The 8,478-nt window shown below is 40.5% G+C and carries 9 protein-coding genes and 1 rRNA gene; 4 read left to right on the forward strand and 6 right to left on the reverse strand.

The features are described from left to right. The 6 genes from CVS91_RS09940 to CVS91_RS09965 form a co-directional block, all read right to left on the reverse strand. A 16S ribosomal RNA gene (locus tag CVS91_RS09940) occupies positions 1 to 125 on the reverse strand; the annotation flags it as partial. Positions 126 to 458: 333 nt separating this feature from the next. Next, positions 459 to 1,799 (reverse strand): DUF945 family protein, encoded by a 1,341-nt coding sequence (locus CVS91_RS09945; RefSeq protein ID WP_107831849.1) that lies wholly within the window; start codon positions 1,797 to 1,799, stop codon positions 459 to 461. Further along, positions 1,796 to 2,362, reverse strand: a complete 567-nt coding sequence (locus tag CVS91_RS09950) for a DedA family protein (protein ID WP_180385100.1) — start codon at positions 2,360 to 2,362, stop codon at positions 1,796 to 1,798. Before CVS91_RS09950 ends, CVS91_RS09945 begins: the two co-directional genes overlap by 4 nt. Next, positions 2,362 to 2,958 carry a lipid-binding SYLF domain-containing protein gene (locus CVS91_RS09955; RefSeq protein WP_107831850.1) on the reverse strand — a complete coding sequence of 199 codons (597 nt, stop codon included), beginning with the start codon at positions 2,956 to 2,958 and terminating at the stop codon, positions 2,362 to 2,364. The genes CVS91_RS09950 and CVS91_RS09955 overlap by 1 nt, the downstream gene beginning before the upstream one ends. 9 nt (positions 2,959 to 2,967) lie before the next feature. Next, complete coding sequence (gene rny, locus CVS91_RS09960; RefSeq protein WP_034901872.1) at positions 2,968 to 4,521, reverse strand: ribonuclease Y; 1,554 nt, start codon at positions 4,519 to 4,521, stop codon at positions 2,968 to 2,970. Then, positions 4,442 to 5,086 carry a 5-formyltetrahydrofolate cyclo-ligase gene (locus CVS91_RS09965; RefSeq protein WP_107831851.1) on the reverse strand — a complete coding sequence of 215 codons (645 nt, stop codon included), beginning with the start codon at positions 5,084 to 5,086 and terminating at the stop codon, positions 4,442 to 4,444. The genes rny and CVS91_RS09965 overlap by 80 nt, the downstream gene beginning before the upstream one ends. A gap of 49 nt (positions 5,087 to 5,135) precedes the next feature. Here CVS91_RS09965 and CVS91_RS09970 point away from each other — a divergent pair, with 49 nt between their 5' ends. From CVS91_RS09970 to radA, 4 genes are read left to right on the forward strand one after another with little or no spacing between them, the layout of a single operon-like run. Continuing rightward, positions 5,136 to 5,771 (forward strand): TlpA family protein disulfide reductase, encoded by a 636-nt coding sequence (locus CVS91_RS09970; RefSeq protein ID WP_107831852.1) that lies wholly within the window; start codon positions 5,136 to 5,138, stop codon positions 5,769 to 5,771. Next, entirely contained in the window at positions 5,771 to 6,637 is an 867-nt protein-coding gene (gene ftsY, locus CVS91_RS09975; RefSeq protein WP_107831853.1) for a signal recognition particle-docking protein FtsY, read from the forward strand. The genes CVS91_RS09970 and ftsY overlap by 1 nt, the downstream gene beginning before the upstream one ends. Next, positions 6,630 to 6,992, forward strand: a complete 363-nt coding sequence (locus CVS91_RS09980; RefSeq protein ID WP_107831854.1) for a VanZ family protein — start codon at positions 6,630 to 6,632, stop codon at positions 6,990 to 6,992. The genes ftsY and CVS91_RS09980 overlap by 8 nt, the downstream gene beginning before the upstream one ends. Then, on the forward strand, positions 6,967 to 8,307 hold the full coding sequence (gene radA, locus CVS91_RS09985) for a DNA repair protein RadA (RefSeq protein WP_087582194.1): 1,341 nt from the start codon (positions 6,967 to 6,969) through the stop codon (positions 8,305 to 8,307). Before CVS91_RS09980 ends, radA begins: the two co-directional genes overlap by 26 nt. Positions 8,308 to 8,478: the final 171 nt, after the last annotated feature.

Genomic DNA, 8,478 nt, shown 5'->3' on the forward strand with positions numbered 1-8,478 from the left:
AGCTATACATTACTCACCCGTGCGCCACTAACTCATAAGAGCAAGCTCTTACTCGTCCGTTCGACTTGCATGTATTAGGCACGCCGCCAGCGTTCACTCTGAGCCAGGATCAAACTCTCCATATTAACCTTCTTTAGCGTAAAGCAAAGCTTTACTAAGAAGCAACACTAAAGACTAAGATTGCTAATGCAATCTAGTAATAATGTTTTTACTAAAATTGCTTTTAGTATTTATTATGAAGTTTTAATTAAAAAACTTTTAGTTTTATATATTAGTTTGTCTAATCTATTATTTAATCATAATAGACTGGCTCAATCGATCACTTGTTTAGATTTCAAAGATTGACTAATAGTTTAACAATTGTAAGTTAAAAGAACTTTCTGCTCTGCGTTCTGCAAAACAGAAAGTGAAGTATACAGAAGTGATGCTTAAAGGCAGATAAAAATCAGGCTATTTTTTTAAAAGCCCATAAATAAATTTTGAAGTCCGACCTTTTCATTAAAAATAATATCTTTTTTATTTGGATCGTACTTAAATTTACTTACTACTTTTTTGCCATCTTCTTTTAAATATCCAGCAGATATAAGTGTTGGCTCGATAAGAGTCATCTCAGGAAAGAGTGTATCAAAAAATTTAGCCAAAGTCTCATCCGCGCTTAGCTCACCATTAAGTGATAGCTTATCAAAGATCGCAAGCTGACTTTCTCCGCTTTTAAAGCCATTGATAGCAGCATCTAGTTTTAAATTTATCGCATTATTGCCATTTTTAAAGCTTAATGTATCCACTTTCACACTTGGATTTTTCTCTAAAATTTGACCCATTACTTCGTCCAAATTTAGCCCAGCAAAGATACTCTCATTTGTATCAACATTTACATTACTTAGTCTATCAAGTATATTATTTATAGTTGGCACGTTGATATTTGCTATTTTACTATCTAAGATAAAATCTGTAAATTTCACTTTATTATCAGCAACTGCACCTATCTTCACCACATCTTTTGAGCTACCAAGATCATTTGAGACTTCAAATTTAGAGCTATACTCAAAATCATCCAAAGCAACATTACTATCTTTTTCATCTAATAATGCTAGTTTTTTGATCTTAACTTTTGCTATGTAAGGGACTAGTTTGTTCTCAAATATCTTTGAAATTTCAACTGGCACAGTGTAGCTTGTATCTATATCGACACCTTCAACATTAGCTTCTACTTTATTTTCTTCATTAAGACCTTTTAAAACAACTTTTTCAACGCCCAAGTTTGCGCTATTTACATTATCTTTTGCGTCCAGTTTCAAGCCAAATTTCACATCCTTTGTATGAACGTTCATAGTTTGCTTGTCACTAAAGTCGATATCGCTAAATTTAACTTTTACATCTTTATCGCCACTCACGCTAGCCTTTGTTTTGGCCGTTGCGACGACGTTTGACCCAAGAAATGAAGCTACGATATTTTTTATCGCTTCATTTTGTATAGAAATTTTTGAGTCGATATCAAAGCCATTTACAAATGCAAGCACTGAGTGAGAAATCTCATTTTCTACCTTAAAATTTAGATCCTCATCTACATCTTTGCCAGCCAAATTTTTCAAAAGATCCTTTGAAACGATAAGATCAAACGATCCTTTTGAGCCAAAAAAGCCTTTTTGATAGCTGTTTTCTGAAACTTTAAAGCCATTTACATCATTTAGTCTATCAACTATCCTTTGATAGTTCTCCTCGACCTTGTTTGAGGCAAAATAGACAGCGCCTACGACGATCACGATAACTACGATTAGAGCAGATATCACCTTTTTCATGCTTTTCTCCTTTTTGTAATGTGTTGTAAAAACAACCAGATACCTAATAACAAGCCAACCATGGCAAGTGGCATGATATAGCCATGCTCGCCAAGATAATTGCTCACACTCATAAAATAATCCCCTGCTTTATAGCTAGCAAGACCGACGATCACCGCCCAAAGCACTGAAGAGATCAAATTTATAACGCTAAATTTATAAAAAGAGTATTTTGTAAGTCCAAGTGCGATAGGCACCAAAGTTTTGACGCCGTAGATAAATTTTTTGATAAATATTATCTTATCACCGTGCTTCTTTGCCAAAATTCCAGCATAGGCAAGCTTTCTTTTGTGATTTTTCACATAAGGCATAAGCGAGCTTTTGTTAAACCTTGCGACATAAAAGATCAAAGTATCGCCGATCGTATTTGCCACGGCAGCGACGATTATGCTAAGAGTGATGTCCATCTTACCAGCAAAGCTTAATATCCCAGCGGCGATAAGCGCGACCATGCCACCACCAAGGCTATAAAAAAACAGCACAACGTAGCCGTAAGTTGAGATTGAGTTTATAATATCTTGCATCATTGCCCCAAAAGTTTAGAAGCAGAAGATATTAGCTGCTCGTATGCGTAGCCACTTTGTTTTAAAATTTCATCCTTTGCGCTAATCACTGCTCCACCAAAGCTTGCTCCTGCGAAAAATCCATCATTTGCAGCGTATGCGTAGATGTCGCTTGAAAATTTAAAATCACTTACTTTATTATAATTGCGCCCGATATCGCCAAATGCTACTGAAAGCTTCGTATCAAGCGTGATCTTGGCGTCTTTTATGTCGTAGATAATGCTATCTTTAAATATAAATAGCACAAGCGAACTATCTTCGTATCCAAGCTGTATGCCAATACTGCCGCCACTTATACTAACTGGCAAAATTTCACTTGGCGAGTTGATGTTGCCAACGACCATGATGCCATCTCCGCCCATACCGCCAACTACAAAGCCTATTTTTTTCACGCTTGGAAAGATGATCGTCGCTTTTGACTGCTCGATGAGCTCTTTTATAGGGGCATTTCTAGCGCCTCTCATCGTCGTTATAAACGAATTTGCCGAGTCTAGCACGAGCTCCTCGCTAGTAAAGCCAAGCGAGAAAAATATTATTATTGATAAAAGAAATTTCATATCTTGCCGTTATTTCGCAAAATCAACAGCGCGAGTCTCTCTGATGACACTTACTTTTATCTCACCAGGATACTGCACCTTGCTCTCGATCTCTTGAGCTATCTCTTTTGCCACAAGCACTGCCTCATCGTCATTTATGAGTTTAGCATTTGCGATGACGCGGATCTCACGGCCAGCGTTGATCGCATAAGCTTGTTTGATGCCCTCTTTGCTTTTTGCGATGTTTTCGATCTCCTCGACACGTTTTAAGAAGCTCTCAAGCACCTCACGTCTTGCTCCTGGACGAGCTGCGCTTAGTGCGTCAGCTGCGCAAACAGCAGCACTTTCTATACTTGTAGCCTCTTCGTGACCATGGTGAGCATAGATCGCGTTGATGACGACTGGATGCTCTTTATAGCGTTTGCAAATTTCAGCTCCAAGATCGACGTGGCTGCCCTCGTACTCGTGAGTTAGCGCCTTGCCGATGTCGTGAAGTATGCCAGCCCTTTTTGCTAGCTTCTCATCTCCGCCACACTCTGCTGCGATGATGCCAGCGAGGTGAGCCACTTCGAGGCTGTGAGCAAGGGCATTTTGACCATAGCTTGCTCTAAATTTAAGCTTGCCTATTAGTTTTACTATCTCTGGATGAATTTTATTTAGACCAAGGTCCATGACGATGTTTTCACCCTCTTCTTGTATGCTTTGCTCAAATTCTTCAGTCACTTTTTTGTGAAGATCCTCTATCCTCGCAGGCTGAATTCTGCCATCTTCCACCAAAAGCTCGATCACTCTTGTTGCGATCGCACGTCTATAAAGGTTAAAGCTGCTTAGTATGATCGCGTGCGGTGTATCATCGATGATGATATCAACGCCAAGCACCATTTCAAGGGTTTTGATGTTACGTCCCTCTTTGCCGATGATCCTACCTTTTAGCTCATCGTTTTTGATATTTACGACATTTATCAGACGTTCAGCCGCAAATTCTCCAGCAAATCTTGACGTAGCCTGCGCCAAGATGTAATTAACCCTCTTTTTAGCCTCTCTTTTTGCCTCTTCTTCGTACTTTCTAACGATGTGAGCGATGTCGGCGCGTGACTTCTCCTCGACCTTTTTAAGTACAACCTCTTTTGCCTCTTCCTCCGTTAAGCCAGCAGCGTGCTCAAGCACTCTTATCGCCTCTTCTACTTTGTTTTGATAAGTCGCTTTTAAATTTAAACCCTCTTCGTAAGTGACCTTTGCATCTTGCTTATCTTTTTCAAAAAGCTCTTTGCTCTCGTTTAAAAGCTCTTGCTCATTTAGCAAAATTTTCTCTTTTTTGGTCAGCTCATCAAATTTACTTGCATACTCTTTTTGAAGCTTTGTCGTCTTGTCGTCGTATCTTTTTTTAGCCTCAAATTCAGCCTCTTGCACTGAAATTTTAGAGTTTTTAAGCGTTAGCTCAGCTTCATACTCGATAGCTTTTGCCTTTGCTTTTGCCTGCTCTAAAAATATATTGTAGTTTGCATCATTTATCTTTTTGGCGTAGAGATACCCTGCTCCAACGCCCACCACACCGGCTCCTAAGCCTATTAAAACCTCTATCATTTATTCCTCTTTTTATATAATTTTTGCTTGGGGTTATATAAAAGTCTCCCACCGCATCGTGCGCCTGCGAGAGCACATCTTTGGTGTAGAAGTCTTTTACCTCTAAGAAAACTATCAGTTTTGGCTTAACGGGCAAAGTGTCAAAAAATCTATCGTAAAATCCTTTTCCGTGCCCTATCCTTGCCATAGCTCCATCAACCCCAATCGCTGGAACTACTGCCATATCGAGTTTAACATTATTCATTTTTTTGCCAGATGGCTGTCTGACATTAAATTTATAAGTTAGAAATGGCAGTCGCAATCTTACCATCTCTAAGCTAAGACCTACCATAAAAGGGGCAAAAATTTCACATTTATGTGATAAATTTCGTCTTATTTTAAGCACATCGACTTCGTAGTTAAGCGGCAAGTAAAAGAGCACCTTTTTAGAATTTGTGTAATTTATCAAATTTAAAAGTGTTTTTGCCGCCTTATAATGCGTGCATTTTGCTCTAAATTTAGTGAGCTTTATCAAATTTGCTCTTGCATTTTTTCTAAATTCGTTTTTTTCTAAATTAACGCTCATTTTATGCTCTTTCTTGTATAATCCTGAAACATTTTTCAAAAGGAAATTTATGACACTAAAACGCGCAATTATAACATCACTTTGTCTTTTTGCATTTTTCGGATGCGGTGACGACTCTAACAAAAAGAGCGAGCAAAACAGTAGCGAGCCAGCTGTGCAAAGTAAAAATTTAGAAGAAAATGCCAGCAAAGATGAAAATTTAAGCAAAGATACGCTCACACCAAAGATAAGCCAGAGCGCACAAAGTGACGAAGTAAAAGATATAAGCCTAAAACTGCTTAATGGCACAACTATGCAGATCACAAAAAGAAGCAACGGCTTTGACGTAAAAGATGGCAAAAAAGCGACACTTTACGTATTTTTCGCCACTTGGTGCCCCCCTTGCAAGGCTGAGATACCATCTTTAAACAACCTAAGTGAGAAATTTAAAAACGAGCTAAACATCGTTGCTATCTTGCTTGAAGACAAGAGCGAGGACGAAGTAAAAGAATTTGCTCAAAAGTATAAGATCAAATACGACATCGCAGTTGGCGAGGGAAATTTCTTATTTGAAAAGGCAATGGGTGGCATCAAAGGACTCCCTGCATCTGCACTCTTTAAAGCAAATGGCGACTACGCTCAAGGCTACATCGGTCTTGTGCCTGAAGAGATGCTTGAAACTGACATAAATAGGGCCATAAAATAATGCTTGAGTTTTTAAAAAGAGGCTTTGAAAAGACCTTTGGAGCGATAAGCTCAGCTAAAAAGTCAAAAAAGATCGACAAAGAGAGCTTGGAAGAAATTTTACTAGAAGCTGACGTGGCCTACGAGATCGTGGAGGAGATTTTATACTACTTGCCGCCACAAGATGAAGTGAGTAGAGCCGATCTTAGACGCGTTATGAGCAGCTATTTTATCTACAAAAACGAGCGCGTGATCGAGCCTGACAAGCCATTTGTCGATCTTATCCTTGGCGTAAATGGCGCTGGCAAGACGACGACGATAGCAAAGCTAGCAAATTTATATAAAAATAACGGCAAAAGCGTCATTTTGGGCGCTTGTGATACATTTAGAGCTGGAGCGATCGAGCAGCTACGCCAATGGTCGATCAGACTAAATGTGCCGATAGTCGCCACCCAGCAAGGGCATGATCCTTCAGCTGTTGCCTACGATACGATCAGCTCAGCCATTGCAAAAGGCATCGACCGCGTCATCCTAGACACGGCTGGCAGGCTTCAAAACCAGACAAATTTGGCAAACGAGCTTGATAAGATCGTTCGTATCAGCAAAAAAGCCTACGAAAAGGCGCCTCACCGCAAGATCCTCATCCTTGATGGCACGCAGGGCAACGCTGGCGTCGCGCAGGCAAAGGCATTTAATGAGATCGTCTCGCTTGATGGTGTCATCATCACAAAGCTTGACGGCACTGCAAAGGGCGGAGCGCTATTTGGCGTGGCAAGAGAGCTTGAGCTACCTATATTTTATATAGGCGTTGGCGAGAGCATGGACGATATCATCAAATTTAACCCAGACGAGTTTTTAGACGAGCTGATGGACGCCATTTTTGAGTAGGGTAAAATTTTTTAGTAAAATTTGCTTTTTCGCTGCTCTTTTGGCGATTGATATTCTTGCATTTACTCCAAAAAGTCCTGCGATCATCGAAAATTCGTGGGACAAAGCAAATCATTTTTTAGCTTTTTTCGTCCTTTACATACTGCTCTACCTTGGCTATGAGTTTAAAATTTTTAAAAATTTAGCCCTACTTTTAGCCTTTGGCGTGCAAATAGAGCTCGTTCAGGCATTTTTACCAAACAGGAGCTTTAGCCTGCTTGACATCGTGGCTGACATGATCGGAGCGGCCTTTGGAGTGATAGTAGTTGAAATTTTAAAAAGGATATATTATGGCAAAAGCAAAGCCAGTTTTTGAGTGTCAAGCCTGCGGTAATCAACAGGCAAAGTGGCTGGGCAAGTGCCCACAATGTGGGGCTTGGGATAGCTTTGTCGAGCTTAGCCAGCAAGAGATAAAGATAAGCAAAGAGATAGCAAAAAGCGCTAGCACACCCAGCAAAGCCATAAGCATCGACGAAGTTGAAATTCAAAATTTCACGAGATTTAGCACCAAAGATAGCGAGCTAGACCTTGTTCTTGGTGGCGGCGTGGTCGAGGGCTCACTTGTTTTAATAGGCGGTAGCCCAGGCATCGGTAAATCAACCCTGCTTCTAAAAATCGGCTCAAATTTAGCAAAAGACGGCAAAAAAACGCTCTATGTAAGCGGCGAAGAGAGCCAAAGCCAGATAAAAATGAGAGCTGATAGGCTAAATGCAGTGGATAAAAATTTATATCTGCTAACTGAAATTTGCCTAGAAGATATCATGCTAGAGGTGCAAAAGAGCGATTATAAGGTGCTAGTCATTGACTCCATACAAACACTTTATAGCCAAAATATAACCTCCGCGCCAGGCTCGATCACGCAGGTTCGTGAGATCACATTTGAGCTGATGAGGCTTGCAAAGAGCCAAAATATCTGTGTTTTCATCATCGGACACATAACCAAAGAGGGCTCGATCGCAGGGCCTAGAGTGCTTGAGCACATGGTCGATGTGGTGCTTTATTTTGAGGGCGACGCGAGCAGAGAGCTTAGAATTTTACGTGGGTTTAAAAACCGCTTTGGCTCGACGAGCGAGGTTGGCATATTTGAGATGAGCCAGCACGGACTTGTAAGCGCAAACGAGGTATCGAGTAAATTTTTTACACGTGGCGGGGCGATGAGTGGCAGTGCGATCACTATCATAATGGAGGGCTCAAGGGCGCTTAGCATCGAAATTCAGGCGCTCGTTTGCGAAAGCGCCTATCCAAAGCGAAGCTCGACTGGCTTTGAGAGAAACCGCCTAGATATGCTGCTAGCCCTACTTGAGCGAAAGCTTGAAATTCCACTTGGGCACTACGACGTCTTTATAAACGTTTCAGGTGGCGTTAAGATAAGCGAGACTGCGGCCGATCTAGCCGTCATCGCAGCGATAATCAGCAGCTTCAAAAACCGCCCTATCAGCAAGGACAGCGTCTTCATCGGCGAGCTAAGTCTAAATGGCGAGATAAGAGAAATTTTTAACCTCGATCAGCGACTAAAAGAGGCAAAAACACAGAAATTTAAAAACGCCATCATCCCAAACAAACCGCTTGACACGCAAGGTCTAAAGTGCTTTTACGCCAAAGATATCACGCAAGTGCTTGAGTGGATGTAAATTTACTCTGGAACAAATCATGCTTGCTCTTTGACAGATAATATCTAGGAGGCAAACCATGAATGATATTAGCATCTTAAGCACCAATGTAAATTCATACACCAAACAACAACACAAACAAGATAGATCTTTAAATTTTAGTAATCTTATAAAGCAAAGTGTCAAAGAAAA

Source organism: Campylobacter concisus (genome assembly GCF_003048985.1).
Classification (GTDB): domain Bacteria; phylum Campylobacterota; class Campylobacteria; order Campylobacterales; family Campylobacteraceae; genus Campylobacter_A; species Campylobacter_A concisus_AY.